The 26,582-nt window shown below is 66.4% G+C and carries 28 protein-coding genes, 1 tRNA gene and 1 other RNA gene; 23 read left to right on the forward strand and 7 right to left on the reverse strand.

Going from position 1 to position 26,582, the window contains the following annotated elements:
• Window positions 1-35 precede the first annotated feature (35 nt).
• The 3 genes from ACFXP9_RS02605 to ACFXP9_RS02615 form a co-directional block, all read right to left on the reverse strand.
• The gene (locus tag ACFXP9_RS02605; RefSeq protein ID WP_397205532.1) at window positions 36-860 is read right to left on the reverse strand and encodes an ABC transporter ATP-binding protein; all 825 of its coding nucleotides are present in this window, start codon (window positions 858-860) and stop codon (window positions 36-38) included.
• Window positions 857-1,639 carry an ABC transporter ATP-binding protein gene (locus tag ACFXP9_RS02610; RefSeq protein ID WP_397205530.1) on the reverse strand — a complete coding sequence of 261 codons (783 nt, stop codon included), beginning with the start codon at window positions 1,637-1,639 and terminating at the stop codon, window positions 857-859. The genes ACFXP9_RS02605 and ACFXP9_RS02610 overlap by 4 nt, the downstream gene beginning before the upstream one ends.
• A 130-nt stretch (window positions 1,640-1,769) precedes the next feature.
• Window positions 1,770-2,954, reverse strand: coding sequence for an ABC transporter substrate-binding protein (locus ACFXP9_RS02615; RefSeq protein ID WP_397205528.1), 1,185 nt, complete (start codon window positions 2,952-2,954; stop codon window positions 1,770-1,772).
• A gap of 414 nt (window positions 2,955-3,368) precedes the next feature.
• Here ACFXP9_RS02615 and ACFXP9_RS02620 point away from each other — a divergent pair, with 414 nt between their 5' ends.
• Entirely contained in the window at window positions 3,369-4,775 is a 1,407-nt protein-coding gene (locus tag ACFXP9_RS02620) for a class II 3-deoxy-7-phosphoheptulonate synthase (RefSeq protein WP_397205526.1), read from the forward strand.
• A 338-nt stretch (window positions 4,776-5,113) separates the two neighbouring features.
• On the opposite strand, the gene ACFXP9_RS02625 is transcribed toward ACFXP9_RS02620, so the two are convergent.
• Complete coding sequence (locus ACFXP9_RS02625) at window positions 5,114-6,025, reverse strand: PAS domain-containing protein (RefSeq protein ID WP_397205524.1); 912 nt, start codon at window positions 6,023-6,025, stop codon at window positions 5,114-5,116.
• Between the two features lie 404 nt (window positions 6,026-6,429).
• Here ACFXP9_RS02625 and gmk point away from each other — a divergent pair, with 404 nt between their 5' ends.
• From gmk to ACFXP9_RS02650, 5 genes are all read left to right on the forward strand, one after another.
• Entirely contained in the window at window positions 6,430-7,077 is a 648-nt protein-coding gene (gmk, locus tag ACFXP9_RS02630) for a guanylate kinase (protein WP_397205522.1), read from the forward strand.
• Window positions 7,074-7,598 (forward strand): gamma carbonic anhydrase family protein, encoded by a 525-nt coding sequence (locus ACFXP9_RS02635; protein WP_397205520.1) that lies wholly within the window; start codon window positions 7,074-7,076, stop codon window positions 7,596-7,598. The genes gmk and ACFXP9_RS02635 overlap by 4 nt, the downstream gene beginning before the upstream one ends.
• 58 nt (window positions 7,599-7,656) lie before the next feature.
• On the forward strand, window positions 7,657-8,742 hold the full coding sequence (locus tag ACFXP9_RS02640; protein WP_397205518.1) for a sensor histidine kinase: 1,086 nt from the start codon (window positions 7,657-7,659) through the stop codon (window positions 8,740-8,742).
• Between the two features lie 85 nt (window positions 8,743-8,827).
• Window positions 8,828-9,028 carry a hypothetical protein gene (locus ACFXP9_RS02645; protein ID WP_397205516.1) on the forward strand — a complete coding sequence of 67 codons (201 nt, stop codon included), beginning with the start codon at window positions 8,828-8,830 and terminating at the stop codon, window positions 9,026-9,028.
• 96 nt (window positions 9,029-9,124) lie between these two features.
• Complete coding sequence (locus ACFXP9_RS02650) at window positions 9,125-9,829, forward strand: endonuclease/exonuclease/phosphatase family protein (protein WP_397205514.1); 705 nt, start codon at window positions 9,125-9,127, stop codon at window positions 9,827-9,829.
• A 178-nt stretch (window positions 9,830-10,007) separates the two neighbouring features.
• Here the strand turns inward: ACFXP9_RS02650 and ACFXP9_RS02655 are convergent, their stop codons facing one another.
• A complete protein-coding gene (locus ACFXP9_RS02655) occupies window positions 10,008-10,700 on the reverse strand; it encodes a metal-dependent hydrolase (RefSeq protein ID WP_397205512.1) in 693 nt (230 codons plus the stop codon).
• A 105-nt stretch (window positions 10,701-10,805) separates the two neighbouring features.
• Here ACFXP9_RS02655 and ACFXP9_RS02660 point away from each other — a divergent pair, with 105 nt between their 5' ends.
• From ACFXP9_RS02660 to rpmG, 8 genes are all read left to right on the forward strand, one after another.
• Window positions 10,806-11,861 carry an aldo/keto reductase gene (locus ACFXP9_RS02660; protein WP_397205510.1) on the forward strand — a complete coding sequence of 352 codons (1,056 nt, stop codon included), beginning with the start codon at window positions 10,806-10,808 and terminating at the stop codon, window positions 11,859-11,861.
• Window positions 11,862-11,940: 79 nt separating this feature from the next.
• Window positions 11,941-12,228 carry an Asp-tRNA(Asn)/Glu-tRNA(Gln) amidotransferase subunit GatC gene (gene gatC, locus ACFXP9_RS02665; RefSeq protein ID WP_397205508.1) on the forward strand — a complete coding sequence of 96 codons (288 nt, stop codon included), beginning with the start codon at window positions 11,941-11,943 and terminating at the stop codon, window positions 12,226-12,228.
• The gene (gene gatA, locus ACFXP9_RS02670) at window positions 12,225-13,706 is read left to right on the forward strand and encodes an Asp-tRNA(Asn)/Glu-tRNA(Gln) amidotransferase subunit GatA (protein ID WP_397205506.1); all 1,482 of its coding nucleotides are present in this window, start codon (window positions 12,225-12,227) and stop codon (window positions 13,704-13,706) included. Before gatC ends, gatA begins: the two co-directional genes overlap by 4 nt.
• 55 nt (window positions 13,707-13,761) lie before the next feature.
• Window positions 13,762-14,301 carry a hypothetical protein gene (locus ACFXP9_RS02675; RefSeq protein ID WP_397205504.1) on the forward strand — a complete coding sequence of 180 codons (540 nt, stop codon included), beginning with the start codon at window positions 13,762-13,764 and terminating at the stop codon, window positions 14,299-14,301.
• On the forward strand, window positions 14,298-14,882 hold the full coding sequence (locus tag ACFXP9_RS02680; RefSeq protein WP_397205502.1) for an N-acetylmuramoyl-L-alanine amidase: 585 nt from the start codon (window positions 14,298-14,300) through the stop codon (window positions 14,880-14,882). Before ACFXP9_RS02675 ends, ACFXP9_RS02680 begins: the two co-directional genes overlap by 4 nt.
• 83 nt (window positions 14,883-14,965) lie before the next feature.
• On the forward strand, window positions 14,966-15,424 hold the full coding sequence (locus ACFXP9_RS02685) for a GFA family protein (protein WP_397205500.1): 459 nt from the start codon (window positions 14,966-14,968) through the stop codon (window positions 15,422-15,424).
• Window positions 15,425-15,505: 81 nt separating this feature from the next.
• An RNA gene (gene rnpB / locus ACFXP9_RS02690) (RNase P RNA component class A) lies at window positions 15,506-15,880 on the forward strand.
• A 141-nt stretch (window positions 15,881-16,021) separates the two neighbouring features.
• A complete protein-coding gene (gene rpmG, locus ACFXP9_RS02695) occupies window positions 16,022-16,189 on the forward strand; it encodes a 50S ribosomal protein L33 (protein ID WP_011750518.1) in 168 nt (55 codons plus the stop codon).
• Window positions 16,190-16,396: 207 nt separating this feature from the next.
• On the opposite strand, the gene ACFXP9_RS02700 is transcribed toward rpmG, so the two are convergent.
• Window positions 16,397-16,471: transfer RNA gene (locus tag ACFXP9_RS02700), tRNA-Thr, on the reverse strand.
• 114 nt (window positions 16,472-16,585) lie between these two features.
• On the opposite strand from ACFXP9_RS02700, the gene ACFXP9_RS02705 reads away from it, so the two are divergent.
• The 7 genes from ACFXP9_RS02705 (at window position 16,586) to ACFXP9_RS02735 (ending at window position 22,811) form a co-directional block, all read left to right on the forward strand.
• Window positions 16,586-16,762 carry a hypothetical protein gene (locus ACFXP9_RS02705; RefSeq protein ID WP_397205498.1) on the forward strand — a complete coding sequence of 59 codons (177 nt, stop codon included), beginning with the start codon at window positions 16,586-16,588 and terminating at the stop codon, window positions 16,760-16,762.
• A gap of 4 nt (window positions 16,763-16,766) precedes the next feature.
• Window positions 16,767-18,062 (forward strand): UDP-N-acetylglucosamine 1-carboxyvinyltransferase, encoded by a 1,296-nt coding sequence (gene murA, locus ACFXP9_RS02710; protein WP_397205497.1) that lies wholly within the window; start codon window positions 16,767-16,769, stop codon window positions 18,060-18,062.
• A complete protein-coding gene (locus ACFXP9_RS02715; protein WP_397205495.1) occupies window positions 18,055-18,534 on the forward strand; it encodes a DUF2948 family protein in 480 nt (159 codons plus the stop codon). Before murA ends, ACFXP9_RS02715 begins: the two co-directional genes overlap by 8 nt.
• Window positions 18,535-18,745: 211 nt before the next feature.
• The gene (gene hisD, locus ACFXP9_RS02720) at window positions 18,746-20,062 is read left to right on the forward strand and encodes a histidinol dehydrogenase (RefSeq protein WP_397205493.1); all 1,317 of its coding nucleotides are present in this window, start codon (window positions 18,746-18,748) and stop codon (window positions 20,060-20,062) included.
• On the forward strand, window positions 20,059-20,547 hold the full coding sequence (locus tag ACFXP9_RS02725) for a UPF0262 family protein (RefSeq protein ID WP_397205491.1): 489 nt from the start codon (window positions 20,059-20,061) through the stop codon (window positions 20,545-20,547). The genes hisD and ACFXP9_RS02725 overlap by 4 nt, the downstream gene beginning before the upstream one ends.
• A 4-nt stretch (window positions 20,548-20,551) precedes the next feature.
• Window positions 20,552-21,013, forward strand: coding sequence for an arsenate-mycothiol transferase ArsC (locus ACFXP9_RS02730; protein WP_397205489.1), 462 nt, complete (start codon window positions 20,552-20,554; stop codon window positions 21,011-21,013).
• A gap of 103 nt (window positions 21,014-21,116) precedes the next feature.
• Window positions 21,117-22,811, forward strand: a complete 1,695-nt coding sequence (locus ACFXP9_RS02735) for a methyl-accepting chemotaxis protein (RefSeq protein WP_397205487.1) — start codon at window positions 21,117-21,119, stop codon at window positions 22,809-22,811.
• A gap of 37 nt (window positions 22,812-22,848) precedes the next feature.
• On the opposite strand, the gene edd is transcribed toward ACFXP9_RS02735, so the two are convergent.
• Complete coding sequence (edd, locus tag ACFXP9_RS02740; RefSeq protein ID WP_397205485.1) at window positions 22,849-24,648, reverse strand: phosphogluconate dehydratase; 1,800 nt, start codon at window positions 24,646-24,648, stop codon at window positions 22,849-22,851.
• 151 nt (window positions 24,649-24,799) lie between these two features.
• Between edd and ACFXP9_RS02745 the strand changes: the two genes are divergently transcribed.
• Both ACFXP9_RS02745 and ACFXP9_RS02750 read left to right on the forward strand, forming a co-directional pair.
• Window positions 24,800-25,996: an RSP_2647 family RNA methyltransferase gene (locus tag ACFXP9_RS02745; RefSeq protein WP_397205484.1), complete on the forward strand. Its 1,197-nt coding sequence runs from the start codon at window positions 24,800-24,802 to the stop codon at window positions 25,994-25,996.
• A gap of 1 nt (window position 25,997) precedes the next feature.
• Window positions 25,998-26,552, forward strand: coding sequence for an RSP_2648 family PIN domain-containing protein (locus ACFXP9_RS02750; RefSeq protein ID WP_397205482.1), 555 nt, complete (start codon window positions 25,998-26,000; stop codon window positions 26,550-26,552).
• Window positions 26,553-26,582: the final 30 nt, after the last annotated feature.

The raw sequence follows: 26,582 nt of genomic DNA on the forward strand, positions 1-26,582 counted from the left end.
TGCCGTGGCCGGTCAGTGTTTCATGTTTCATTCACTTACCCCCCCAGGAAGGTGCGGCGCACCTCGTCATTGGCCATCAGCTCGCGCCCCGACCCGGTATGGGCATTGGCGCCCTGCACCAGCACATAGGCCTTGTCGGCAATGGCCATTGCCTGACGGGCATTCTGTTCCACCATCAGCACCGGCAGGCCGGTGCGGGCGATTTCGATGATGCGGTCGAACAGTTCATCCATCACGATGGGGCTGACCCCCGCCGTGGGTTCATCCAGCATCAGCAGGCTGGGGCGGGTCATCAGCGCGCGGCCAACGGCGACCTGCTGGCGCTGGCCGCCCGATAATTCGCCCGCCGCCTGACGCCGCTTGTCGGCCACGGCGGGGAACAGCTCATAAACCTGCGCCATGGTGTCGCGAATATCGTCATCGCGGATGAACGCCCCCATTTCCAGATTTTCCTCGACCGTCATCGACGGGAAGATATTGTTGAGCTGCGGCACAAAGCCCATCCCCGCCTTGACCCGGTCCTGCGGGTTCAGCGCGGTGATGTCGCGCCCGTTCAGGCGCACGCTGCCCGATTTCAGGTCCAGCATCCCGAACAGCGCCTTCATCGCCGTCGATTTACCGGCGCCGTTCGGCCCGACGATGACCGCGATTTCGCCCTTTTCCACCGCGATGGTGCAGTCATGCAGAATGTCGGGGCCTTTGCCATACCCCCCGGTCATTGCCTCACCGATCAGGAACGGGTCGCCCGCATGGCCCGGACCCAGCGGACCCGAGCGGCGGGTGCCGTCGATCTGGGGCTGTTCGCCCTGACGGGTGACGCTGGCATCCTTGTTGCCGCGGCTGTCGAATGTGCCGGTCATGCGCCCACCATGTCCTTGTTTTTCAGGCCGGTGCCCAGATAGGCCTCGATCACCGCCTCGTTTTCCATGATGTGATCGGCGGGCCCTTGGGCCAGAACCTTGCCCTCGGCCATGACGATCACCGGGTCGCACAGCTTGCCGATGAAATCCATGTCATGCTCGATCACGCAGAACGTATAGCCGCGTTCCCTGTTCAGCCGGATGATCGCATCCGCGATGGTCATCAGCAGGGTGCGGTTCACGCCGGCGCCGACCTCGTCCAGAAAGACGATCTTGGCGTCGACCATCATCGTGCGGCCCAGTTCCAGCAGCTTTTTCTGCCCGCCCGACAGGTTGCCGGCCTTTTCATCCGCGACATGGCTGATGGTCAGGAAATCCAGCACCTCGTCGGCCTTGGCGCGCAGGGCGCGTTCTTGATCGGCAATGCGCCTGCGCCCGAACCATGTGTTCCACAGGGTTTCCCCCGCCTGCGCGCCGGGCACCATCATCAGGTTTTCGCGCGACGTCATCGAGGCGAATTCATGCGCCATCTGGAAGGTGCGCAGCAGGCCCTTGTGAAACAGCCGGTGCGGGGGCAGGCCGGTAATATCCTCGCCATCCATGATGACCTGACCCGAGGTCGGCTTTAGCACCCCGGCGATCACGTTGAACAAGGTCGATTTTCCGGCGCCGTTGGGACCGATCAGCCCGGTGATCGAGCCGGTCTCGATCCGCAGGCTGGCCCCGTCAACAGCACGAAAACCGCCGAAATGCTTGTGCAAGTCACGGACTTCGATCATGTATTTCCCTGTCCCTGTCCCTGTCCCTGTCCCTGTCCCTGTCCCTGCCAAAACAGATCAGATCTGTGTCGCAGGATGTTGTTATCGTTCAAAAAGGCGACCCGGCGCAGGGCCGGGTCGCGGTGTTTTATCAGCGGAAGCCGACGACGTCCATCTTGCCGTCCTTCATTTCAATCACCCGATACGTGCCCGAGCTTTCGCCCGGCCCGATCAGCTCGACCGAGGTGGCGCCGACATAGTCGATGTCCTTGCCCTCGGCCAGCAGTTCCAGCCCCTTGGCCAGTTCGCCGGGCAGGATCTTTTCGCCGGGGGCATTGGCGACCTCCATGACCTTGTCTTTGTAAACTTTGCCATCGGTCGATTTCGCCGCCTGCATGGCCAGCAGGATCAGCGCCGCGGCGTCATAGGATTCCCCGGCGAATTGCGAGGTGCCGTTGAACCCGGCCTCTTTGGCCAGCGCCTGGAACTTGTCCTGACCCTCGCCCTCGGCGGCGGGGGACTGGCCAAAGCTGCCGTCGATTTCGCTGCCGAATTTTTCGTCCAGAACCGTGCTGACCATGCCATCGGGCAGCACGAAGGTTTCAAAGGCACCGGTGTCCAGCGCGCCGCGCATCACGCCCGAACCGCCCTGGTCGATGTAACCGGCCACGACCAGCGCATCGCCCCCGGCAGCGGCCAGCGCCGCGACCTCGGCGGAATAATCGGCCTTGCCGTCGTCATGGGCGGTGTTGATGGTGACCTTGCCGCCTTTTTCCTCGAAGGATTTGACAAAGCTGTCGGCCAGACCCTTGCCGTAATCATTGTTGGTATAGGTCACGGCGACGGTTTCGATGCCGTGTTCCCTGACCAGATCGGCCATGACTTCACCCTGACGCGCGTCCGAGGGCGAGGTGCGGAAGAAAAAGCCCTTGTCGTCGATATCGGTCAGCGCCGGAGAGGTCGCAGAGGGCGAAATCATCACGATCCCGTTGGGCACCGCGACCTTTTCCAGCGAGGCGATCGTCTCGCCCGAGCACATGCCCCCGAAAATGCCCTTCACCTTTTCGGCGGTGACCAGACGTTCCACCGCGGCCACGGCGGCGGCGGCGTCGACGCAGGTGCTGTCGGCCTCGACCGGGGTGACGGTGGCGCCATCCAGCAGCTTGCCGCTGTCGCTGACCTCTTTCATCGCCATGACCGCGCCGTTGCGCATGTCGGGCGACATCGATTCCAGCGGGCCGGTAAAGCCCATCGAGACCCCCAGCTTGATCTCTTCACCAGATGCGGCACCGGCCAGCGCGGCAAGGGCGACCGAAGTCATCAGCAGTTTTTTCATGTCAGGCTCCCTGTTGTTGGAACATTGTCCTGACGGAAGGTTAGAAGCCCTGTCCTTAAAAGAAAAGTGCAATTGTCGGTCCGGGACTGGCGCTTTCGACCGTGGTTACGCTGCGTCGCGGCAACAATATTCTGTCGTCGCGCGCGGGCTTTGGCGCCGTGCAGGCGAAAGCCGCCCTGTTTTCAGCAGTTTGCGCCGCATGGCCCGGCGGCCCCCGGATGCCGCGTCGCCGCATGGCGACCGGGCGGCCCTGCTGTGCCGATGGTCCGGCCTTGCCATGACCGCACCCGCGCGGGCCGATGTTTTCGCGGCTTTGGGCGAAAATCGCCTTGAAAGGCGGGGGAAACCACGTCTTTGATGGGTGCTGCATCTGCACGATCGCCGGTGCATCCGACAAGCACGAAAGGGATAGACATGTCGAACCGCCATTCCGCCGCCCCGCAGACGCAAAGCTGGGACAAGGCCGGCTGGCGCGCCTATCCCCGTGTGCAGATGCCCGATTATCCCGACCCGCAGGCACTGGCCGCGGTCGAGGCACAGCTGGCCAAATACCCGCCGCTGGTCTTTGCCGGTGAAACCCGGCGGCTGAAGGCGCAACTGGCCGATGCCGCCGCAGGGCGCGCATTCCTGTTGCAGGGTGGCGATTGCGCCGAAAGCTTTGCCGAATTCAGCGCCGATAATATCCGCGACACCTTCAAGGTCATGCTGCAAATGGCCGTGGTGCTGACCTGGGGCGCACAATTGCCGGTGGTCAAGGTCGGGCGGATGGCCGGCCAGTTTGCCAAGCCGCGCAGCGCCGCCACCGAAACCGCCGACGGGCAGGAACTGCCCAGCTATCGCGGCGACATCATCAACGGCTTTGACTTTACCGCCGAGGCCCGCGTCCCCGACCCGCAGCGGATGCTGTCGGCCTATACCCAAGCGGCGGCCAGCCTGAACCTGCTGCGCGCCTTCTCGACCGGGGGCTATGCCGATATTCACCGGGTGCAGAACTGGATCGCGGATTTCACCTCTGGCCCCGAGGCGCAGCGCTATCGCGATATTGCCGAACGCATCAGCGATGCGATGGCCTTCATGCAGGCCGCCGGGGTGACCTCGGAAACCGCGCATGAACTGGGGCAGGTCGATTTCTATACCAGCCACGAGGCGCTGCTGCTGGAATATGAACAGGCGCTGGCCCGCATTGATTCGACCACCGGCCAGCCGGTCGCGGGTTCAGGGCACATGATCTGGATCGGGGACCGCACCCGTCAGGTCGATGGCGCGCATGTCGAATTCGCCCGCGGGGTGCAAAACCCCATCGGGCTGAAATGCGGCCCCTCGATCAGCGATGACGACCTCAAGGCGCTGATCTGGAAGCTGAACCCGGAAAACGAACCGGGCCGGCTGACGCTGATCGCGCGGTTTGGTGCCGGCAAGGTGGGCGATCACCTGCCGCGCCTGATCCGCACCGTTCAGGCCGAGGGCGCGAATGTGCTGTGGTCCTGCGACCCGATGCATGGCAACACCATCAAATCCGACAGCGGCTTCAAGACCCGGCCCTTCGACCGCGTCCTGCAAGAGGTGCGCGAATTCTTCGCCGTCCATGCCGCCGAAGGCAGCATCCCCGGCGGTGTGCATTTCGAAATGACCGGCAAGGACGTGACCGAATGCACCGGCGGCGTGCGCGCGGTCACGGATGAAGACCTGTCATCGCGCTATCACACCGCCTGCGATCCGCGCCTGAACGCCAGCCAGTCGCTGGAACTGGCCTTCCTTGTCGCCGAGGAACTGCGCCAGCGCCGCACCGGCCCGGCGGGCGCGATGGCCAAGGCAGGCTGACCGGCCCCGTCCCCACCCAAGGCCCCGAAAAAAGGCGGGGCCTTGGGTTGCAGGGGCGCGGGCGCCGCGATCACAAGGCGCCGGCCCCGTTGCGTCCTGACCCGGCGTGGCAGGACGCAATCCCAGCCTCGCGCCCCGCATCGGCTGTGGCCATCAGCGCCCGGCGCCCCCTCGCTTCTGTCCCAAATACCTCGGGGTAAGGGCCGCAGGCCCGAGGGGCAGCGCCCCTGACCGTGGCGGCAGCGCGCGCGGGCAGGCCGGATGGGTATTTGAACAACGAAGAAACCCGGTGGGACGGGGGTCAGTCCGGTCTGGCCCGCGGGGGCGTGATGCAAGCCTCAGCCGTCCTCCGTGGGCTTGGTTGTATCATCGCGGATAATGCGGAACCGGGCGCGGCGCTGTTCGGGCGTGGCATCCGGGCTGATCGGCGGCAGGCGGGGTGACAGCGCCGCCGGGGGGCGCCAGGCGCGGGTATCCTCATCGAAACCGTGGCGCGAGGGCGATGGGGTCAGCACCTTCGCCCCGGTGATGACCGGCGACAAGGCCGTATCGCTGAGGTCAAAGCGGCGGGGTGCGCGGCCCATCTGCCCTTCGGCCACGAGGCAGCCAAGGGCGCGGGTGATGTCGCCCAGATCCGAGCGCAGCGGCAACAGCAACAGCCGCCCGGTCAGCGCCGGTCGCCCGTAATCGGCGGGGCTGTCCAGCATCAGTTCCGCAATCTGCGGCGCCTTGAAAACGCTTTCCAGAATATCGGCCAGCCGCCCGCGCGATGTCGGGTTCATCATCGCGCAAAGCGGCATCCCGCGCACCTCCATCCCCATCAGGTCGACCAGATGCCGCCCCGCCAGCCGGAACCGGGCGGCGCCGGGGGCGATTCGTTCCAGAATGAAGGCATAGTCCAGCAACGGCCGGATGGCCTGAGGCTGAATCTGGCTGCGTTCGGGAACGGCGGCACCCTGACGCAGCCCGCACCAGTGGTCGCGCAGCCGGTTGCAGATGCCCGCCGCGGTTTGCGGGGTCAGTTGCACCACCTGCAACCCCGCACGCCCGTCATCGGGCGCAGCGGGGTCGGCGGGCGTATCGGGGCCACCGGACACCGCACGGTCATTACGCGCGGCATCCGGCAGGTTTTCGCCCCGCACCGCGCGGCCACCCTGTGCCCTGCCACCATCCCAGCGGCCCGCCCTGTCGCGGCCCTGGCCCATGCCGGTCCCTTCCGGCAGATCTTTCGGGGGATCGTCATTGTCCATGATCGTTCCGCGCCACCTTGTTTCGTCCCTGTTGCCGTCCTGCGCAGCCCGGCTGCGCAGGCAAGCGGCCCGCCATCCCGGCCACCGCCGGTTGCCGCGCCCACCGTCATCAGCCGGCAATCGCCTGCTTTTGCCGGTCGGCACGGTCGCCGCGCCCGTTGCACACGGCTGTTTCATCCGCCGCTGTTGCATCCTAACCCATTGTGCGGCTTGAAATGAATGGATTTCTTTTGCTTTGGTTAAAGGAATCCGGTCCACTGCCGGGGCCGCCCGGTGCCGGGGGCGTTGCCTTGGGGGGCGGTCGGACCGCAGGCGGGCAAGGGTCAGGCAGGGGGCTGGCCGGGGGATTGACCCCGCAGCCCCGCCTGCGCCATTGAAGGCGCGGAACAAGACGGAAAGGTGCCATGCCCCATATTGAACGGACCGGTTTGCTGATTATCCTGTCATCGCCCTCGGGGGCGGGCAAGTCGACGCTGGCGCGGCGGCTGATGGACTGGGATGCCGGGCTGTCCTTTTCGGTGTCGGCCACCACCCGTCCGCCCCGCGCGGGCGAGGTTGACGGCACACATTATCACTTTACCAGCCATGATGCTTTCCGCGATCTGGTCAGGCAGGGCGGAATGCTGGAACATGCCGAGGTCTTCGGCAATCTGTATGGCAGCCCCCGCGCCCCGGTCGAGGCCGCCATGCAGGCCGGGCGCGACACACTGTTCGATGTCGACTGGCAGGGCGGCCAACAGATCCGCGCCAGCGCGCTGGGGGCGCATGTGGTGTCGATCTTTATCCTGCCGCCCTCGCTGGCAGAGCTGGAACGGCGGCTGGTGTCGCGCGGGCAGGACGCGCCCGATGTGATTGCCGGGCGGATGCAGAAATCGCGTGCGGAAATCAGCCATTGGGCCGAATATGACTATGTTCTGGTCAATGACGACCTTGACCGGACCGAGGCCCGCCTGCGCGCCATCCTGACCGCCGAACGGCTGCGCCGGGATCGTCAGCGCGGTCTGGGGGCGTTTGTGCAGGATTTGATGCAGGAAGGGGGGGATTGCGCATGATCTGGGAACTGGATGGCCACGCGCCGCAACTGGGGCAGGACTCTTGGGTGGCGCCCGATGCGCAACTGATGGGGCGCGTCGTGCTGGAAAATGCGGCCAGCGTCTGGTGGGGCGCGGTGCTGCGCGGCGATAACGAGGAAATCCGCATCGGGCGCGGCAGCAATGTCCAGGATCTGTGCTGTCTGCATACCGATATGGGCTTTCCGCTGGTCATCGGCGCTGATTGCACCATTGGTCACAAGGCCATTCTGCATGGTTGCACCATTGGCGACGGGGCGCTGGTCGGCATGGGGGCCACGGTGCTGAACGGGGCGAAAATCGGTGCCGGGGCGCTGATCGGCGCGGGCGCGCTGATCCCCGAGGGCAAGGAAATCCCCGCCGGGGCGCTGGTGATGGGGCAACCGGGCCGGGTGGTGCGTGAACTGGATGCGGCGGCGCGTCAGGGCCTGCTGGCCTCGGCCGCGCATTACCGCGACAATGCCGCGCGTTACCGCGCCGGGCTGCGGGCGGTGCAGGGCTGAACCCGCGCGCCGGGGCGCGGGACCAGAACGAGGATAACGGAAACGGGGGGAAGGGCGGATGCGCCATGTCGCGATGCTGTTGCGGGCGGTGCCGATTCCGGCGCTGGCGGTTGATCGCCGGGGCCGGGTGCTGGCCGTCAACCCCGCCGCCGAGGTGATGTTCGGTCCCGACCTGACCGACCGCCCCTTCGTCACCGTAATCCGCACCGCGACCGTGAATCAGGCGCTGGACTGGGTGCTGTCGGACCATCTGTCGCCGCCCCCGTTCAGCCCCGATGCCACCCTGCCGCCCCCGCCCGAGGGCGGGCTGTCGCTGCGCGCCACGTTAAGCGCCCGTGGCGAGGACCGCGCCTGCGAGGTTACCGTCTCGCCGATCTCGGACGGGGCAGTGGTGGTGTTGCAAGACACCAGCGGCGTCGAACATGCCGAGGAAATGCGCCGCGATTTCGTCGCCAATGTCAGCCATGAACTGCGCACCCCGCTGACCGCGCTGATGGGGTTTATCGAAACCCTGCGCGGTCCGGCTCGCGACGATGCCGCCGCGCGTGACCGGTTCTTGTCGATCATGGAACGCGAGGCCAGTCGGATGAACCGGCTGGTGGCCGATTTGCTGTCGCTCAGCCGGGTGGAATCGAACGAAAGGCTGCGCCCGGCGCAGCGCGTCGATCTGGCCGGTATTCTGCGCGGGGCGGTGGCCACGCTGACCCCGGCGGCGCGCGATGCGGGGGTGGCGCTGGTGTTGGACGCCCCCGCCGGTGCGGTCTGGCTGCCCGGTGATTCCGACCAGTTGACACAGGTGTTTCACAACCTGATCGAAAACGCGGTCAAATATGGCGGCAGCGGCGGCGAGGTGCGGCTGCGCCTGTTCCACCTGCCGCACGAGCCGGTGCTGCGTGGCCCCGCCTGGTCGGTCGAGGTCGCGGATCGCGGCGAGGGGATCGAGGCCCGCCACCTTCCGCGCCTGACCGAACGCTTTTACCGCGTCGATACCCACCGCTCGCGCGAGAAGGGGGGGACGGGGCTGGGGCTGGCCATCGTCAAGCATATCGTGAACCGCCATCGCGGCCGCCTGCGCATCGACAGCCAGCGCGGGCAGGGCAGCCGGTTTACCGTGACGCTGCCGGAACGTCAGGACCGCCGCTGAGCCCGCCTGCTGGCGGCACCATCTGCGCTGGCTGAACCCTTGGCGGTTTTTCGCCAGCGCCCGCCAAAAGTGACCGCCGCCGCCCTTGTCAGCAGTGGCTGTCGGTGCGGTGCTGACCGCCGAGGCGATGTATTGCACCCTGCGCGCCCTGCTGCACAGCCATCTCAGCCCTGTTACCTGCCTGTCCTATTGGCGGCTGGGGGCGATAGTGCTGTTGGGCGCGTTTTCCGCCATGACGCTGATCAGCCTGTCGATGGACTGGCTGCTGTCGCGCGATCAGGCCTGACCGGGCCACGCCCCCCCCCCCCACGCCTGACGACCCGCGCTTGCGCCGGACCCGCGCTTGCGCCACGATGGGCCGGTTCCCGCAGCAAGGGGCGCCATGCCTGATTTTCGTCTTGTCAGCTATAATATCCGCAAGGCGGTGGGGACCGACTGGCGGCGCGACCCGGTCCGGGTCCTGAAGGTCATTGCCGAGATGTCGCCCGATATCGCCATCCTGCAAGAGGCCGACCGCCGCCTGCCGCCGCGCCCCTCGGCGCTGCCCCCCGAGGCCATTCACGGCCTGACCGGTCTGGTGCCGCTGCGCCCGCCGGGCCGTGGCCCCAGCCTGGGCTGGCACGGCAATGCCATTCTGGTGCGGCCCGAACTGATCGTGCAGCAGGTCCAGCCCATTGACCTGCCGGGGCTGGAACCGCGCGGCGCGCTGGCCGCCAGCCTGCGCCTGCCGGGCGGGTTGCTGCGGGTGACGGGGGCGCATCTGGGCCTGCTGCGGCGCAACCGCCGCGAACAGCTGACCGCGCTGCTGCACCACGCCGCCGATGCGCCGGAACCGGCACAGGTCATGGCGGGCGATTTCAACGAATGGTCACGGCAGGTCGGGCTGGGGCGGCTGGCGCGACGCTTTGACATCCACGCGCCGGGGCGCAGTTTTCACGCCAGCCTGCCCATGGCGGCGCTGGACCGCATTGCTACGGCTGGGCTGACGGTGGCGGGCGGCGGGGTGCTGGAAACGGCGCTGGCCCGCAAGGCCTCCGATCACTTGCCGATCTGGCTGGACCTCGACTTCCCGCAGCGCCCCGCCTGAAGACCCGGCGAAGCGCGGAACGGCTTGCGGGGCGCGGGCTGCCTGCGGGGCGCAGCGTCTCACGGGGCGCGGGCGGGTTTCTTCGTTGCCCAAATACCCCCGACACCCCGCCAGCCACCGACACCGCGCCCGCGACGGCGCGGCCCGGCATCCGCCGCCCATGCCCACGCCCACGCCTTTACAGGATGATCGGCACCAGCACCTGCGGCTCGATCACATTGACGCCGGGCAAGCCCGCGATCAGCGCCTCGGCGCTTTGTTCCAGCACCGGGAAGGTGCGGTAATGACAGGGGATCACGGTCTTGAAATTGAAATACCGCCGCGCGGCATAGGCGGCGCGCTTCATGTCCATGGTGAAATGGCCACCGGCGGACAGGATGCCGATATCGGGTTTGTGATAATCGCCCATCCATTCCATATCGGCCATGATGTCGGTATCGCCCGACAGATAGATCACATGCCCTTCACCGGCGATCATATAGCCCGATTCGTGACCGGCATAGATCGGCCCCTCGGCCCCGTCGATGGACGAGGAATGGCTGGCATTCACCATCGTCACCATCGCCCCGCCCAGATCGACCGTGCCGCCCTTGTTGAAGCCGACGCCCTCGATCCCGCGATGGGTCTGCCAGAAGGTGATCAGGTCATAGATCCCGACCACCGGCACCTGCATCGCCCTGGCCAGCGACAGCGTGTCGCCGGTATGGTCGCCATGGCCATGGGTCAGCAGGATATGCGTCACCCCCGCGGTGGCCTCGTCATGGCGGTCCTCGGGCATCATCGGGTTGCCGGTCAGCCACGGGTCGATCAGGATCACCGCGTCTTCAATTTCCAGCCGCCAGGCGGAATGGCCAAGCCAGGTCAGTTTCATCGTCTTTCCCCCATTTGCATCTGTGGCCCAACGCGACCGGCGCTGCGGGGTTGCATCCCCGCGCGCCGCGCGTCACCTTCACCGCATCTGAACAGGAGGCGCAGGATGCGGCAAGTCACCCTTGGCCGGCACGGCCCGCAGGTTTCCGAAATCTGTCTTGGCACGATGACATTCGGCAATGAAACCCCGCAGGACGTGGCCTTTTCGCAAATGGACCGGGCGCTGGATGCGGGGATCAGCTTTTTCGACACAGCCGAGATGTATCCCGTCAACCCGGTCAGCGACCAGACCGCCGGCATCACCGAACAGATCATCGGTCGCTGGCTGGCCCGGCGCGGCGCCCGCAACCGGGTTCAGATCGCGACCAAGGTCACCGGGCCGGGCAGTTCGGTCCGGCAGGGCAAGGGCTATGGTCCCGACAATCTGCGCGCCATGGTCGAGGCCTCGCTGCGGCGGCTGGGGGTCGATTGTATCGACCTTTATCAGCTGCACTGGCCGCTGCGTGGCTCGTATCACTTTCGGCAGATGTGGAATTACAACCCCTCGAAACAGGATAAGGCGGCCAATCTGGACCATATCGACGCGATGCTGGCTGTGCTGGCCGACCTGCGCGCCGAGGGCAAGCTGCGCGCCTTTGGCCTGTCCAATGACAGCGCCTGGGGGGTGACGCAATGGGCCACCCGGTCCGAGGCCGGGCAAGGGCCGCGCGTGGTGTCGGTTCAGAACGAATATTCGCTGCTGTATCGCGCCCATGACACCGACATGGCCGAGGCCTGCGTGAACGAGGACGTGACCCTGCTGGCCTATTCCCCGCTGGCGGCGGGGCTGCTGACCGGCAAATATCAGGACGGCGTGCCCGACCCCAGCCGTGCCGCGACCGATCTGGCGCAGGGCGGCAAGGGCAGCCTTGGCGGTCGCCGCACCGACCGCGCACTGGCCGCCGTTGCCGCGTTGCAGGCGGTGGCGCGCGATCACGGGCTGGACCTGCTGACGCTGGCGCTGGGGTTCCTGCGCCACCGGCCTTTCCCCATCGTGCCGATCATCGGGGCCACGACCGACGCACAGCTGGCGGCCCAGATCGCCGCATGGCAGACCGACCTGCCCCCCGAAGCGGTGCGGGCCGCCAATGCCGTCTGGCGCAGCCATCCCTTTCCCTATTGATCGCGGCGGGGCTGCCGCGCAGGCTTGCCCCGGCGGGATGCGGGGGCTAAACCGCCGCTGAACGTGAAAAGGAAGACCCATGTCCATCACCCAGGAAGAGGCCCGCAAGGTCGCCCATCTGGCCCGCATCGCGGTCGACGAGGCCGATCTGCCCGCGCTGGCCGGTGAACTGAATGCGATTTTGCATTTCATGGAACAGCTGAACGAGGTCGATGTCGAGGGCGTCGAGCCGATGACCGGCGTTGAAAAGATGCGGCTGAAGCGGCGTCAGGATGTCGTGACCTCGGGCGATATGCCCGACAAGATTTTGCAAAACGCCCCCGACGCGCGCGAGGGCTTTTTCGCTGTGCCGAAGGTGGTGGAATGAGCAATCTGAACGAACTGACCATTGCGGATGCGCGCGATGCGCTGCGCAGGGGTGAAACCAGCGCGGCTGAACTGACCGATGCCTGCCTTGGCGCGATTGCGGGGGCCGGGGCGCTGAACGCCTTTGTCTCGACCACCGCCGACAAGGCGCGGGACATGGCGGCGGCGGCGGATGCGCGGCTGAAATCGGGCGACGCGCCCGCGATGTGCGGCATTCCCGTCGGCATCAAGGACCTGTTCTGCGTCGAGGGTGTCGAAACCCGCGCCGCCAGCAACATCCTGAAAGGCTTTGTCCCGCCCTATGAATCGACCGTCACCCGGAACCTGTGGGCGGCCGGTGCGGTGATGTTGGGCAAGCTGAACCTTGACGAATTCGCCATGGGCTCGTCGAACGAAACCAGCGCCTATGGCGATGCGGTTAACCCGTGGAAGGTCGATGACCGCAGGCTGACGCCGGGCGGATCCTCGGGCGGGTCGGCATCGGCTGTGGCGGCTGACCTGTGTCTGGCGGCGACCGGCACCGATACCGGCGGCTCGATCCGCCAGCCGGCGGCGTTCACCGGGATTGTCGGGCTGAAACCCACCTATGGCCGGGTGTCGCGCTGGGGCACGATTGCCTTTGCCAGCTCGCTTGATCAGGCGGGGCCGATGACCAAGACGGTGCGCGACGCGGCGATCATGCTTGGCGCGATGGCCAGCGTGGATGACAAGGATTCCACCAGCGCAGACCGCCCGGTCCCCGATTACGAGGCCGCCCTGACCGGCGATATCCGCGGCAAGAAAATCGGCATCCCGCGCGAATACCGCATGGACGGAATGCCGCCCGAGATTGACGCGCTGTGGCAGAAAGGCGCCGATATGCTTCGCGATGCCGGGGCCGAGATTGTCGAGATCAGCCTGCCGCATACCAAATACGCGCTGCCCGCCTATTACGTCATTGCCCCCGCCGAGGCGTCGTCGAATCTGGCGCGCTATGACGGGGTGCGTTACGGCCACCGGGCGACATTGGGCAAGGGTGACGGCATCACCCAGATGTATGAAAAGACCCGCGCCGAAGGGTTCGGTCACGAGGTCCAGCGCCGGGTGATGATCGGCACCTATGTGCTGTCGGCGGGGTTTTATGACGCCTATTACAACCGCGCCCGCAAGGTGCGCGCGCTGATCAAGCGCGATTTCGATCAGGCCTATGCCAGCGGTATCGACGCCATCCTGACGCCTGCCACCCCCAGCGCCGCCTTCGGTCTGGGCGAGATGGCCGAGGCCGATCCGGTGCAGATGTATCTGAACGATGTGTTCACGGTGACGGTCAACCTTGCCGGGCTGCCGGGGATCTCGGTCCCTTGCGGGCTGGACGCCACGGGGCTGCCGCTGGGGCTGCAACTGATCGGGCGGCCCTGGGAAGAGGGCGATCTGCTGAACCACGCGCTGGTGCTGGAACGCGCTGCGGGGTTCACGGCCAGGCCGCAGAAATGGTGGTAAGCAAGCAGGCGCGGGGTCACCCCGCGCCTGTTTTCGCAACAGAAAAGGGGCAAAGATGCGTGGATGGGTGCTGATCGGGCTGCTGGCACTGGCCGGGTGCAATGAAAACGCGGGCTGGAACCCGAATTACACGATGGCGAACACGCCCTATGGCGATTACCAGCGCACGCGCGAGGTGGCGCTGACCGGTGCCGCCCCGGCCCCGGCGGTGATGCCCAGGGCACGCCCGTTCAAGGCCCCCACCGCGCAGGACCTGACCCGGAAGACCCCCGGCAAGGTTGTGGTCGCGACCCCGGTCGCCACTGTCGCGGTGGCCCCGGCCGCGTCCGCGACGGCCCGTCAGCGCTTTGCCGGGCTGGCGCAATATGCCGGGGCGGTGCAGCACCAGCCGGGCACCCGGCTGTACCCCCGCCCGCAGGCCGACCCGGCCCGCGCCGCCAGTGCCTGTCGCGGCTTTGCCACCGCCAATGCCGCGCAACTGGCCTTTCTGGCGCAGGGCGGCCCGGACCGCGACCCCGGCGGGATGGACCCGGATGGGGACGGTTTCGTCTGCGGCTGGGACCCGCGCCTGTATCGCGGCCAGCCGGGGCTATGAGCCTGCCATCGCCCAATCACGGCCCGCGCCGGGATGGGGTGCGGCCCTCGCTGGTGGTGATCCACACCACCTGTATGCCCTGCTGCGCCGCCAGCCGCGCCCGGCTGTGCGACCCGCAGGCACAGGTCAGCGCGCATTGGCTGATCGACCTTGACGGGCGGGCCGAACAACTGGTCGATGAAGGCCAGCGCGCCTGGCACGCCGGGGCCGGGATGTGGCGCGGGCTGGATGACATCAACAGCCACAGCATCGGGATCGAGCTGCAAAATACCGGTGACGCCCCGTTTCCCGAACCGCAGATGGCCGCGCTTGAGGCGCTGCTGCGCGACATCATGGCGCGGTGGTCGATCAGACCGGACGGGGTGATTGCGCATTCCGACATGGCCCCCGGTCGCAAGACCGATCCGGGGCCGCGCTTTGACTGGCGCCGGCTGGCGCGTCAGGGGCTGGCGTGGTGGCCCGTGGACGGGGTGTCGGTGATGACCCCGGACTGGCTGGACAGCGTGGGCTATCCGCCCGTGGAACATGATCTGCGCCGCGCGGCGGCGGTCTTGCGTTTCGGTGAATCCCGGTCAGGCTGACGGGTGGGGCGGGGGCTGTCTGCCCCCAATCGGCTGCGCCGATTTCCCCCGAGGATATTTGTGCCAAGCTGAAAGGGGCGGTCATGTCCGAAACCACGACGATCACCGAAACCACCGGTGCCTGCCATTGCGGCGCGGTGCGTTTCCGCGTCCGGCTCAGCGATGGGCTGAACACCGCGCGGCGTTGCAATTGCAGCTATTGCCGGATGCGCGGCGCGGTGGCGGTCAGTGCGCCGCTGCACGGGCTGACGATCACGCAGGGCGCCGATGCGCTGCGGCTTTACACCTTCAACACCGGCGCGGCGAAGCATTACTTTTGTCGCCACTGTGGCATCTATACCCATCACCAGCGCCGGTCGAACCCGGATGAATACGGGGTGAACGTGGCCTGCCTTGACGGGTTAAGCCCGTTCGATTTCGCCCATGTCGCGGTAATGAACGGGCAGACCCACCCGCGTGATGGCGGTGGCGGGATCGCCGGCTGGCTGCATTATCGGGCCGCGTCCGACCCCCTCGCGCCTGTCCCAAATACCTCGGGGTGAGGGCCGCAGGCCCGAGGGGCAGCGCCCCTGACCGCGCTTTGCCATTGACCGCCGCCGCCACAAGGGCCATATCCGTGCCGCGCGGATGGCCGGATGACCGCGGGGCCTCAGGGCCCCGAGGAAAGTCCGGGCTCCATCGGGACACGGTGCCGGGTAACGCCCGGCGGGGGTAACCCCAGGGACAGCGCCACAGAGAACAGACCGCCCCGGTCCGCCGGGGTAAGGGTGAAACGGTGGGGTAAGGGCCCACCGGGCCGCTGGTAACAGGGGCCGCATGGCAAGCCCCACCGGGAGCAATGCCGAATAGGGATCTTGCGCCGCAAGGCAGGGGTGTCCCGCCCCCAGAAGATCCGGGTTGGCAGCTTGAGCGTATCAGCAATGATACGCCCAGATGAATGGTCATCCATGGGGGGGCAACCCCCGGGACAGAACCCGGCTTACAGGCCATCCGCGCAGATGACCTGCTTTTGCCCCGCAAATGCGGGATTCGCGCTTGACTTGGGCTGCAAAACCGATAGAAGGCGGGCTTCCAAAGGAATTTTTGGGGTGTTTGCGGTCCGCGCGGCCGGTAACCCTGCTGGCTAGGAGCAAGGACAAATGGCGAAGCCGACGACGATCAAGATCCGTCTGAACTCGACGGCCGGGACCGGGCATTTCTATGTGACCAAGAAAAACGCCCGCACCATGACCGAAAAGATGACGGTCAATAAATACGACCCGGTTGTGCGTAAGCATGTCGAATACAAGGAAGGCAAGATCAAGTAAGATCGCGCCAGCCTGACAGATTGAACGCCGTCACCTTCGCGGGTGGCGGCGTTTTTTCTGTGCTGTGGCCCTGTCGTTGTGGCCCTGTCGCTGGCCTCGGGCATCACTTTGCCGCCCGCAAGCGTGGCGTGACCGCACCCGGAACGGGCATCAGCGGCCTGTCCGCAGGGCGGGTGCTAAAGGTCTGAATTGCAGGGGAAAGTCTGATGGTGCTGCGAGTGAGGATTGAACTCACGACCTCACCCTTACCAAGGGTGTGCTCTACCACTGAGCTACCGCAGCGCCGGTGTGGAGCGTCGTTTAACGGCCCTTTCCGACATGCGCAAGGGGGTTTGTGGGAAAATCTCGCATCGCGCGCGCTGGACGGCACGCGATGCCAGCGTTAACAGGGTTTTCATGACCAAAGAAACAACCGAACGCGGCGCTGGCCGCCCCGCGAAACCGCCCGCATCCGGCGCCTCGGCGCGCGAGGAACGACTGCGCGCGGCCTTGCGGGCGAATCTGCAACGGCGCAAGGCACAGGCCCGCGACCGGGCGGCTGGCGCGGATTCGGATAACGCGACCGAGGAATAAGAGCATGGACCAGATTATTGTTCGCGGCGGCGGCCCGCTGCATGGTGAAATCCCGATCGCGGGGGCCAAGAATGCCTGCCTGACGCTGATGCCGGCCACGCTGCTGACCGATCAGCCGCTGACGCTGACCAACGCACCGCGCCTGTCCGACATCCGCACCATGACCGAATTGCTGCAAAGCTTGGGGGCCGAGGTCGCCAGCCTTCAGGACGGTCAGGTGCTGGCCATGTCCAGCCACGCCCTGACCAGCCACCGCGCCGATTATGACATCGTGCGCAAGATGCGGGCCTCGATTCTGGTGCTGGGGCCGATGCTGGCGCGGGACGGTCAGGCGGTGGTGTCGCTGCCCGGCGGCTGTGCGATCGGCGCGCGGCCGGTGGACCTGCACCTGCGCGCGCTGGAAGGCATGGGCGCCGATCTGGAACTGCGCGACGGCTATGTCCATGCCAAGGCACCGGCGGGCGGTCTGAAAGGGGCGGTGATCGAGTTTCCGCTGGTCTCGGTCGGGGCGACGGAAAACGCGCTGATGGCTGCGACGCTGGCCCGTGGCACCACGGTGCTGAAAAACGCCGCGCGCGAACCTGAGATCGTCGATCTGGCCGACTGCCTGCGGGCGATGGGCGCCCAGATTGAAGGCGACGGCACCGACACCATCACCATTCAGGGCGTGGACAGCCTGCATGGCGCCACCCACCCCGTGGTCACTGACCGGATCGAGCTGGGGACCTATATGCTGGCCCCCGCGATCTGCGGCGGCGAGGTCGAATGCCTTGGCGGCCGGGTCGAGCTGTTGCAGGCTTTCTGCGAAAAACTGGACGAGGCCGGCGTCAGCGTCACCCAGACCGCGCGCGGCATCAAGGTCAGCCGCAAGAATGGCCGCGTCCGTGCCGTCAATGTCCGCACCGAACCCTTCCCCGGTTTCCCCACCGACCTTCAGGCCCAGATGATGGCGCTGATGTGCACTGCCGAGGGCACCAGCGTGCTGGAGGAAACCATCTTCGAAAACCGCTTCATGCACGCGCCCGAACTGGCCCGCATGGGCGCGCAGATCGAGGTTCACGGCGGCCACGCCACCGTCCGCGGCGTCGACAGGCTGCGCGGCGCCCCGGTGATGGCCACCGACCTGCGCGCCTCGGTCAGCCTGATCCTGGCCGGGCTGGCCGCCGAGGGCGAGACCGTCCTCAGCCGCGTCTATCACCTTGATCGCGGCTATGAACGCGTGGTGCGCAAGCTGCGCGCTGTGGGCGCCGATATCGAACGCGTGCGCGAGGGCGATCAGGGGGCGCGTCACGATGACTGATGCCAGCTTTCGCGATGCCGATCCCGATCAGCCGCTGGCCCTGCGCGCCGAGGATGGGCAGGATCTGCGCATCCTGTCGGCGCTGGTGCAGGACGCGGTGCTGACGGTTGACGACCTCAGCTATGACCCGCGCGCGCGCCGCTTTGCCGCGCTGATCAACCGCTTCCGCTGGGAGGATGCCGACCGCGCCCAAAGCGAACCCCGCGCGTTCGAGCGGGTGCGCAGCCTGCTGGTGGCCTCGGACGTGACCGGGGTGCGCAGCGATGGCATCGACCGCAAGGACGCATCGCTGGTGCTGTCGCTGTTGCAGATCGGGTTTCAGGAACAGGCCGATGGCACGGGCCGGTTGCTGCTGGATTTCTCGGGGGACGGGACCATCGCCATCGACGTGGAATGCGTCAATGTCGATCTGCGCGACGTGACCCGGCCCTATCGCGCGCCTTCGGGACAGATGCCCCGGCACGGCGACTGACCGGCCTCGCTTCTGTCCCAAATACCTTCGGGGGAACCGGCGCAGCCGGTGGGGGCGGACAGGCCCCTCCCCACACACACGCCGCATCCAGCCGCATCCAGCCGGGTCGCGCGCCCCGTTCCGGCCCGTTCCCGCCCCGCGCGCCATCGCGCTTGTGAGCCGGCGCCACAGCCGCTAACAATCGCCAGACACCAGACAGAAAGCCGCCGCCATGCCGCAGATCCTGACCAGCACGGACCCCGATTTCCCGACCCGCCTTGCCGCCATCCTGTCGGCCAAGCGCGAGGATTCGGTCGATGTCGGTGACGTGGTGGCCGGGATCATTGCCGATGTGCGCCAGCGTGGCGATGCCGCCGTGGTGGAACTGACCGCCCGCTTTGACCGGCTGGACCTGACCCCGCAGACGCTGCGCTTTACCCGGTCGCAGATCGACGACCTGACCGCGCAGGTCACGCCCGAGGACCGGGCCGCGCTGACGCTGGCGGCCTCGCGCATCCGGGCCTATCACGCCCGGCAGATGCCGCAGGATCAGCGCTGGACCGACCCCGAAGGCGCCGATCTGGGCTGGCGCTGGACGCCGGTTTCGGCGGCGGGCCTGTATGTGCCGGGGGGGACGGCCAGCTATCCGTCCTCGGTGCTGATGAATGCGGTGCCGGCACGGGTGGCCGGGGTGGAACGGCTGGTGGTCTGCGTGCCGACGCCGGGCGGCGTGGTTAACCCGCTGGTGCTGCTGGCCTGCGATCTGGCCGGGGTCGATGAAATCTATCGCATCGGCGGCGCGCAGGCGGTGGCTGCGATGGCCTATGGCACCGACACCATCCGCCCGGTCGACAAAATCACCGGCCCCGGCAATGCCTATGTTGCCGCCGCCAAGCGTCAGGTTTTCGGCCGCGTCGGCATCGACATGATCGCCGGCCCGTCCGAGGTGCTGATTATCGCGGATGCGGCCCAGAACCCGGAATGGCTGGCGCTGGACCTGCTGGCACAGGCCGAACATGACGCCGATGCGCAGTCGATCCTGATCACCGATTCGGCGCAGATGGCGCAGGATACCATCGCCGCCGTCCAGCGCCTGATCCCGACGCTGCCGCGCGCCGATATCGCCGGGGCCAGCTGGCGCGATCACGGCACCGTGATCGTCACCCGCGACCTGGCCGAGGCCGCCGCCCTGTCCGACCGCATCGCGCCCGAGCATCTGGAACTGTGCGTTGACGACCCCGAGGCGCTGATGGCCCGGACCCGCCATGCCGGGGCCATTTTCCTTGGCGGCTATACCCCCGAGGCGGTGGGCGATTATGTCAGCGGTCCCAACCACGTCCTGCCCACGGCACGGTCTGCGCGGTTTTCCTCGGGTCTGTCGGTGATGGATTTCCTGAAACGCAGCACAATCGCGCGGCTCAGCCCCGCTGCGCTGGCGACGATCGGTCCTGCGGCGGCCCGGCTGGCCGATTCCGAAGGTCTGGACGCCCATGCACGTTCGGTCCGCGCCCGTCTTGACGCGATCAACCAGAAGGAGCCCGAGGCATGAGCAACAGCCACCGCCTGACCCGCGTCGAGATCGACGAATCCTCGCTGGCCCCGGCCTCGCCCGAGATCGGGCAGGAACGCCGAGTCGCCATTTTCGACCTGCTTGAAGATAACAGTTTTACCTTGCCCGACCGCCCCGGACAGCCCACCCCGGACGGACCTTTCGGTCTGGATCTGGCGGTGCGCGACGGACGGCTGGTCTTTGCCGTCAGCGACGAAGCCACCGCGCCACTGGCCGAATTTCACCTGTCTTTCGGCCCGTTCCGGCAGGTGGTGAAAGATTATTTCCAGATTTGCGCCAGCTATTTCGAGGCCGTCAAGAAGCTGCCCCCCGCCCAGATCGAGGCCATCGACATGGCCCGCCGCGGCATCCATAACGAGGGCGCCCGCGTCCTTCAGGAACGGCTTGAGGGCAAGGCCGATATTGACATCGACACCGCGCGCCGGCTGTTCACGCTGATCTGCGCGCTGACCCCGGCGCGGTAAGGCCGTGGCCGGGGATTTCCCTCAGTCGGTGCTGTTTTGTTGCGACCACAATGCAACGCGCTCGCCCATGGCCGAGGGGATGATGAAAAAATTCTATGGCCGCCGCGCCTATGTTCAGTCGGCGGGGGTCAAGAATGACATGGAAATCGACGGGTTTGCCGTCGCCGTTTGCCGCGAAATCGGAATCGAGCTGGAAAATCACCGCTCGCGCAGTTTCGACGAGATGCGCGACTGGGGCGATGACCTGTCCAGTTTCGATCTGGTGGTGGCGCTGTCGCCGGCCAGCCAGCGTCAGGCGCTGGATCTGACGCATATTTATCATCTGGATGTCGAATACTGGCCGATTCTGGACCCGACCGGTCTGGTCGATGGCCGCGAGGCGCGTCTGAACGCCTATCGCGCCACCCGCGACCAGATCCGCGACCGCATGATCGCCCGTTTCGGGCCGCCAAACGATAAAATCTGAATTATTTTTTGGTTTGATCGGGGTTGATCCCGGTTTCGGGTGAACGGTTTGTTAGGGATTTCCCGCTAGACCGTGGTCACAGTCCCGCAAAAAGGTTTTGACCATGCCAGACACCAGCTTTACCCATCCTGACCTTGTTCAGGCCATGACGGCCATTGAAGAGGTCCAGTGCATCCTGCGGCTTGATCTGAACGGTCGGATCACCGCGGTGAATGATAATTACCTCAGGCTCTCGGGCTATGCCCGCGATGAACTGATGGGGCGCGACGTCTCGATGCTCAGCGATCCGTCCCAGCCCAACCCCGCCCGGTCCGAGGCATTCTGGAACGCCCTCAAGCGGGGCGAACCGCAGACCGGCGATTTCAAGCGAATCAATAAGTCGGGGCAGACATTCTATATCAACGCGCTTTACACGCCGGTATGCGATGCCAGCGGTCAGGTGACCGAGGTGGTGGCCTTTGCGGTCGACATCACGCAGGCAAAGCGGCAGGCACTGGATGCGCAAGCCAAGCTGCAGGCGATGTCGCAATCGCAGGCGATGATCGAATTTACCCCCGACGGCACGATCCTGGACGCGAATGAGAATTTCCTCAGGACCATGGGTTATCGGCTGGATGACATCAAAGGCCACCATCACCGCATGTTTGTCGACCCCGATGAACAGCGCAGCGCCGACTATCAGGCATTCTGGGCGGCCTTGGCGCGGGGCGAGGCACATGGCGGCGATTTCCGCCGTATCGGCAAGGGCGGGCGCACGGTCTGGATCTTTGGCTATTACAGCCCGGTGCGGGACGATATGAACAATGTGGTCAAGGTGGTCAAATATGCGTCCGACGTGACCGCCCGTGTCGATGCGGTGCGTGAACTGACCGCCGGGCTTCAGGCGCTGGCCGGGGGCCAGTTGCGCCATCGCATCAGCGATAAGGTCCAGGGTGAATTCGTTGAACTGCGCGACAGTTTCAACAAATCCCTGACGGTGTTTGCCGATCTGGTGGCCCAGATCCGGTCGCGCGCCGGCATCATGAAAAGCGAAGCGACGGAAATTTCGCGCGGGGCACAGGATCTGGCCCATCGGGGCGAAAGTCAGGCCGCCGCGCTTGAAGAAACCGCCGCAGCGGTCGAGGAAATTTCCGGCAATATCACCATGACCAGCGAATCGGCACAACAGGCCGATGGCGCGGCACGCGATGCGCAACAGGTGGTGCTGCGCGGGGCTGAAATCGTTGGAAAGGCGATCGAGGCGATCGAACGCATCGACGAACACACCCGGCAGATGGGCGAATTCACCCGCGTTATCGAAAGTTTCGCCTTCCAGACCAACCTTTTGTCCATTAACGCCGCGGTCGAGGCCGCCCGCGCCGGCGAGGTGGGGCGTGGTTTCGCAGTCGTCGCAAACGAGGTGCGCAACCTGGCGCAACAATCCGCGAAAGCGTCGCAAAATATTGGTGAGCTGATCTCGAAAAGCGAGAACGAGGTCAAGATGGGCGTCAAACTGGTGCGCGATGCCGGCACGGTGCTGGACCAGATCCGCACCGCTGCGGGCGGCGTGGTGGAAAATATCACCGGCATCGCCCACGCCACGACCGAGCAATCGACCGGCGTGCGTGAGGTCTCGACCTCGCTGTCCCAGCTTGACAGCGTCAATCAGGCCAACCTTGCCATGTCCGAGCAATATGCAACCGCCGCCGGCGCCCTGTCCGAACAGGTGGCAGAACTGAACGCGATGCTGGACCGGTTTGACGTCGACAACGCCCAAATTGCGGACAAACCGGCAAAGCCAGCCCGCAGCGCGGCCTGAGATGGCGAAAAGCAGTGGCGTGGCCCGCCGCGCCGCGTCAGACCACCACTGCGGCCCCGCTGGTTGCGGGGCCGACATGGCCACGGAACGCTGCAAACAGGTTGCGCCCGTGAATTGGGGGCAACACGGGTGCGGGGGCGGCATCGCGGTTTTCCACACCCTCGGTCAGGCAATCCAGCCGCCCGGACGGCGCATCCAGACACAACAGGTCGCCATCGCGCAGCCTGGCGATCAGCCCCCCCTGCGCGGCCTCGGGGCTGAGGTGGATGGCGGCGGGGATTTTCCCCGAGGCCCCGGACATGCGCCCGTCGGTGACCAGCGCCACCCGCAGGCCGCGTTCCTGCAACACCGCCAGAACGGGGGTCAGGGCGTGCAATTCCGGCATCCCATTCGCGGATGGGCCCTGAAACCGCATGACAAGGATCATGTCGCTGGTGAATTCATTGCGCGCAAAGGCCGCCCTGACCTCGGCCTGATCGGTAAAAATGCGGGCAGGGGCCTCGACCACCTGATGCTGTGGCTTGACGGCAGAGACCTTGATCACCGCCTGCCCCAGATTGCCGGTCAGCCGGCGCAAGCCGCCGGTCGGTGCGAAGGGGTCGCTGACCGGCCGCAGGATCTTGTCGTTCAGGCTGTCTGCGGCATGGGGTGCCCAAACAAGTTCGCTGTCGGGGCCAAGCCGCGGCTCTTGGCAATAGGCGTCCAGCCCCGTCCCGCAGATGGTGGTGACGTCGTCATGCAGCAACCCGGCCTGACGCAATTGCGCGATCATAAAGCCCAGCCCCCCGGCGGCGTGGAAATGGTTCACATCCGCCAGCCCGTTCGGATAGACCCGCGCCATCAGCGGCACCGATTGCGAGATTTCGTCGAAATCCTCAAGCTCAAGTATCACCCCCGCCGCCCGTGCCATCGCAGGCAGATGCAGGACGTGGTTGGTCGACCCGCCCGTCGCCATCAGCCCGACAATGCCGTTCACGAAGGCGCGTTCATCAAGGATCTGCCCAACCGGGGTATAGGCGTTCCCCAGCCGGGTAATTGCCGCCGCCCGCGCCACGCCCGCATCCGTCAGCGCATCGCGCAGTGCCGTGCCGGGCGTAACAAAGCTGGAACCGGGCAGTTGCAGACCCATGAATTCCATCAGCATCTGGTTGGAATTGGCGGTGCCGTAAAAGGTGCAGGTGCCGGGGCTGTGATAGCTGGCCATCTCGGCCTGCATCAACGCTGCGCGGTCGACCTCTCCGGCGGCGAATTTCTGGCGCACACGGGCCTTTTCGTCATTGGGCAGCCCCGACGGCATTGGCCCCGAGGGCAGGAACACCGCCGGCAAATGCCCAAAACTGGCCGCCGCCATCACCATACCGGGCACGATCTTGTCACAAATGCCCAGAAACACCGCCGCGTCGAAGGTGTCATGCGACAGTGCCACCGCCGCCGACAGCGCAATCACATCACGCGAGAACAGCGACATCTCCATCCCGGGGCGGCCTTGCGTGACCCCGTCGCACATGGCCGGCACCCCGCCCGCGACCTGCGCCGTGGCCCCGACCCGCGCCGCCGCCGCCTTGATGTGGGCCGGATAGTCCGCATAGGGCTGATGCGCCGAAAGCATGTCGTTATAGGCCGTCACAATGCCGATATTTGGCCCCTGCCCATCGGCCAGCGCCTGCTTGTCCGCCATCGCGGCATAGGCGTGCGCCTGATTGCCGCAGGACAGATGCGCCCGCCGCGGCCCGGTTTCGGCCATGCGGGCAATCCCGTCAAGATAGGCGGCACGGCTGCCGGCCGAGCGTTGGCGGATGCGTTCGGTGACTTTGGCGATGCGGGGATCCAGCGGCATGGCGGGCTCCTTTCGGTGGCTGGCGGGCATGTTAGGCCGTTAGCGATAACTGCGCAAGCGCCGTGCCTGCCGCCAACCGCCGCACCCCTTTGCCCCCCGTTGCCGTTGCCCCGTGGTCATGCGACAAGCGCCAAAAGACCAGAGGTTTTCCATGTCCAGCCCGTTGCCCGTCATCCGTCTGCGCCCCAAGACCAAACCGCAGGCCATTCGCCACGGTTTCCCGTGGGTTTTTGCCGACGAGCTGGTCACGGATCGCCGCACCCGCGCGCTGGAACCCGGCAGTTTCGCCGTTTTGGAGGATGCCGAGCGCCGCCCGCTGGCGCTGGTCACGGTCAACCCCAATTCGCGTATTATCGCGCGGGTGATGGATGCCGATACGCAGGCCGTGATTGATCGGGACTGGTTGCAGGCGCGGCTGGCGCGGGCCTTGCAGATGCGTGAACGGCTGTTTGACCAACCCTTTTATCGCCTGATCCACGCCGAAGCCGACGGTCTGCCCGGTGTCATTATCGACCGCTTTGGCGATGCCGCTGTGATCCAGCCCAATGCCGCCTGGGCCGATGCCATGGCCCCCCATATCGCTGATGCCCTGCGCGCGGTGACCGGGGTGCAGACCGTGGTGCTGAACGGGCAGGGCCGGGCGCGCGGGCTTGAGGGGCTGGCCGAACGGATGGAGGTTCTGTCCGGCACCACCCCCGACCCGATCGAGGTGCCGATGAATGGCGCCATCTATCTGGCCGACCTGATGGGCGGGCAAAAGACCGGGCTGTTTTACGACCAGCGCCCCAATCACGCCTTTGGCCAGCGGCTGGCATCGGACGCGCGGGTGCTGGATGTGTTCAGCCATGTCGGCGGTTTCGGGCTGGCGGCGCTGGCCGCCGGCGCGGTGCAGGCGACCTGCGTCGATGGCTCGGCCCCGGCGCTTGATCTGGCGCGGCGCGGGGCGCAGGCCATGGGGGTTGCCGACCGTCTGGTGCTGCGCCAGGGCGATGCCTTTGATCAGATGGAACAACTGGCCGCCGAATCGGCCCAGTTCGATCTGGTCATCTGTGACCCGCCCGCCTTTGCGCCGTCGAAACCCGCGCTTGAGGCCGGGTTGCGCGCGTATGAGAAAGTGGCGCGGCTGGCGGCGCCGCTGGTGGCGCCGGGGGGGTATCTGGGGCTGTGTTCATGCAGCCATGCCGCCGATCTGACCGCTTTCCGCAATGCTTCGGCGCGCGGGGTGGGTCGGGGCGGACGGCGGATGCAGCTGATCCATACCGGGCAGGCCGGTCCCGACCACCCGACGCTGCCGCAACTGGCCGAAACCGGCTATCTCAAGGCGCTGTTCTTCCGGCTGGATGGCTAGGATGCGCGCGGTTCTGGATGCCTGCGTCCTGTTCCCCACCATCCTGCGCGAGATCCTGACCGAGACCGCGGCATCCGGTCTGTTCCGGCCCCTGTGGTCGCAACGCATTCTGGACGAATGGACCGGGGCCGCGCTGCGCCTTGGTCCCGATCAGGCCCGCATCGCCGGGGTCGAGGCCGCGCTGCTGGCCCGCCGCTTTCCCGATGCCACCATCACCGGCGGGGACGAGGCCGCCCTGCGCGGGCTGGACCTGCCCGATCCTGCGGATGTGCATGTGCTGGCCACCGCGCTGGCCGGTGGGGCGGGGGTGATCGTGACCGCCAATCTGCGCGATTTTCCGCGCCGGGCGCTGGCGGCTGTGGGGGTGCGGGCCATCCATCCCGACCCGTTTCTGCTGGACTGTCTGGCGCGCGATCCGCAGGCGGTTCAGGAAGCCGTGGCGGTCACCCATGCGCGGGCGCTGGCGGCCGGTGGGCGGATGGAGGTGAAACCGATGCTTAAGCAGGCGCGTTTGCCCCGTCTGGCGCGGGCGATCTTGCCGTTAGCGCAAACATAAGTTACACGGGGTCGCCAGATGCTGAAGGAC

This window comes from Paracoccus jiaweipingae (genome assembly GCF_044335505.1).
GTDB lineage: Bacteria > Pseudomonadota > Alphaproteobacteria > Rhodobacterales > Rhodobacteraceae > Paracoccus.

Excerpts from the sequence above, each read along its gene's own strand:
- ACFXP9_RS02605 (WP_397205532.1), bottom strand. The coding sequence starts at position 860 with ATGACCGGCACATTCGACAGCCGCGGCAACAAGGATGCCAGCGTCACC.
- ACFXP9_RS02610 (WP_397205530.1), bottom strand. The coding sequence starts at position 1,639 with ATGATCGAAGTCCGTGACTTGCACAAGCATTTCGGCGGTTTTCGTGCT.
- ACFXP9_RS02615 (WP_397205528.1), bottom strand. The coding sequence starts at position 2,954 with ATGAAAAAACTGCTGATGACTTCGGTCGCCCTTGCCGCGCTGGCCGGT.
- ACFXP9_RS02620 (WP_397205526.1), top strand. The coding sequence starts at position 3,369 with ATGTCGAACCGCCATTCCGCCGCCCCGCAGACGCAAAGCTGGGACAAG.
- ACFXP9_RS02625 (WP_397205524.1), bottom strand. The coding sequence starts at position 6,025 with ATGGACAATGACGATCCCCCGAAAGATCTGCCGGAAGGGACCGGCATG.
- gmk (WP_397205522.1), top strand. The coding sequence starts at position 6,430 with ATGCCCCATATTGAACGGACCGGTTTGCTGATTATCCTGTCATCGCCC.
- ACFXP9_RS02635 (WP_397205520.1), top strand. The coding sequence starts at position 7,074 with ATGATCTGGGAACTGGATGGCCACGCGCCGCAACTGGGGCAGGACTCT.
- ACFXP9_RS02640 (WP_397205518.1), top strand. The coding sequence starts at position 7,657 with ATGCGCCATGTCGCGATGCTGTTGCGGGCGGTGCCGATTCCGGCGCTG.
- ACFXP9_RS02650 (WP_397205514.1), top strand. The coding sequence starts at position 9,125 with ATGCCTGATTTTCGTCTTGTCAGCTATAATATCCGCAAGGCGGTGGGG.
- ACFXP9_RS02655 (WP_397205512.1), bottom strand. The coding sequence starts at position 10,700 with ATGAAACTGACCTGGCTTGGCCATTCCGCCTGGCGGCTGGAAATTGAA.
- ACFXP9_RS02660 (WP_397205510.1), top strand. The coding sequence starts at position 10,806 with ATGCGGCAAGTCACCCTTGGCCGGCACGGCCCGCAGGTTTCCGAAATC.
- gatC (WP_397205508.1), top strand. The coding sequence starts at position 11,941 with ATGTCCATCACCCAGGAAGAGGCCCGCAAGGTCGCCCATCTGGCCCGC.
- gatA (WP_397205506.1), top strand. The coding sequence starts at position 12,225 with ATGAGCAATCTGAACGAACTGACCATTGCGGATGCGCGCGATGCGCTG.
- ACFXP9_RS02675 (WP_397205504.1), top strand. The coding sequence starts at position 13,762 with ATGCGTGGATGGGTGCTGATCGGGCTGCTGGCACTGGCCGGGTGCAAT.
- ACFXP9_RS02680 (WP_397205502.1), top strand. The coding sequence starts at position 14,298 with ATGAGCCTGCCATCGCCCAATCACGGCCCGCGCCGGGATGGGGTGCGG.
- ACFXP9_RS02685 (WP_397205500.1), top strand. The coding sequence starts at position 14,966 with ATGTCCGAAACCACGACGATCACCGAAACCACCGGTGCCTGCCATTGC.
- rpmG (WP_011750518.1), top strand. The coding sequence starts at position 16,022 with ATGGCGAAGCCGACGACGATCAAGATCCGTCTGAACTCGACGGCCGGG.
- ACFXP9_RS02705 (WP_397205498.1), top strand. The coding sequence starts at position 16,586 with ATGACCAAAGAAACAACCGAACGCGGCGCTGGCCGCCCCGCGAAACCG.
- murA (WP_397205497.1), top strand. The coding sequence starts at position 16,767 with ATGGACCAGATTATTGTTCGCGGCGGCGGCCCGCTGCATGGTGAAATC.
- ACFXP9_RS02715 (WP_397205495.1), top strand. The coding sequence starts at position 18,055 with ATGACTGATGCCAGCTTTCGCGATGCCGATCCCGATCAGCCGCTGGCC.
- hisD (WP_397205493.1), top strand. The coding sequence starts at position 18,746 with ATGCCGCAGATCCTGACCAGCACGGACCCCGATTTCCCGACCCGCCTT.
- ACFXP9_RS02725 (WP_397205491.1), top strand. The coding sequence starts at position 20,059 with ATGAGCAACAGCCACCGCCTGACCCGCGTCGAGATCGACGAATCCTCG.
- ACFXP9_RS02735 (WP_397205487.1), top strand. The coding sequence starts at position 21,117 with ATGCCAGACACCAGCTTTACCCATCCTGACCTTGTTCAGGCCATGACG.
- edd (WP_397205485.1), bottom strand. The coding sequence starts at position 24,648 with ATGCCGCTGGATCCCCGCATCGCCAAAGTCACCGAACGCATCCGCCAA.
- ACFXP9_RS02745 (WP_397205484.1), top strand. The coding sequence starts at position 24,800 with ATGTCCAGCCCGTTGCCCGTCATCCGTCTGCGCCCCAAGACCAAACCG.
- ACFXP9_RS02750 (WP_397205482.1), top strand. The coding sequence starts at position 25,998 with ATGCGCGCGGTTCTGGATGCCTGCGTCCTGTTCCCCACCATCCTGCGC.